This window comes from Vibrio sp. 2033 (genome assembly GCF_033339735.1).
The window spans coordinates 1-719 of record NZ_JAWOVC010000328.1; the positions used below are offsets into that span (position 1 = coordinate 1).

Genomic DNA, 719 nt, shown 5'->3' on the forward strand with positions numbered 1-719 from the left:
GATGAGTAAAGAGCATGAGTGAATCCTTGTTCTCAGTAAGGAATGCCCTGCGAATTCTGGCACTAATCCTACTGTGCGTGATGTTATTCATCACCATAAAAAACAGTGTTGTGATCAGTAAGGGCAACGAGAAGATTCAAGCGCAGCAGCTTGAAACACTCACCAAGGTTTTGATCTCGCAGGCATCTTTGTCTGCCAGCGAAATGATATTAACCAAAGACCAAGAGCGATTGCTTAAGCTGACCAACCAGCTCGCGCAAGACCGTTTGGTATTTGATGCCACGATTTATGACTCACAAGGTGTGCGATTAGCATCGAGTGACGAGGCGCTGTCTGTCCGTGAGGTCCTAGGATTAGATACCCCACTAGCCACCGCATCTATTGGTCGCCAGCAATTGGTCGAGCCAGTCCTAGCTGATGGTGCTGTGATTGGTTTTGTACGTGTGACGTTTGAGACAGGCCGAGTGACGGCGATTTCTGATCACCATTATCGTAAGAGTGATCGTTACATGTACATGATGGTCTTGATGAGTTTTGTGTGTGGCATGTTGTTTATTATGATTTTACGTAGACAGCCGATCCGCCGTAAAAAAGCCGAAAACTTGCTGCTGACCAAGTAATTCCAACAGCCAACTTCAAATAAAAAACAGCCCGCTTTGAGCGGGCTGTTTTTTTAGTTCTTGAAAGCGAAGATGAATCTTTGTCGCTTATTCTGCATC

The 719-nt window shown here is 45.6% G+C and carries 1 protein-coding gene; it reads left to right on the forward strand.

What is annotated here, in order from left to right; genetic code table 11:
• Nucleotides 1-14 precede the first annotated feature (14 nt).
• Nucleotides 15-620 carry a YtjB family periplasmic protein gene (locus tag R7P74_RS26390; RefSeq protein ID WP_005481596.1) on the forward strand — a complete coding sequence of 202 codons (606 nt, stop codon included), beginning with the start codon at nt 15-17 and terminating at the stop codon, nt 618-620.
• Nucleotides 621-719: the final 99 nt, after the last annotated feature.

Excerpts from the sequence above, each read along its gene's own strand:
- R7P74_RS26390 (WP_005481596.1), top strand. The coding sequence starts at position 15 with ATGAGTGAATCCTTGTTCTCAGTAAGGAATGCCCTGCGAATTCTGGCA.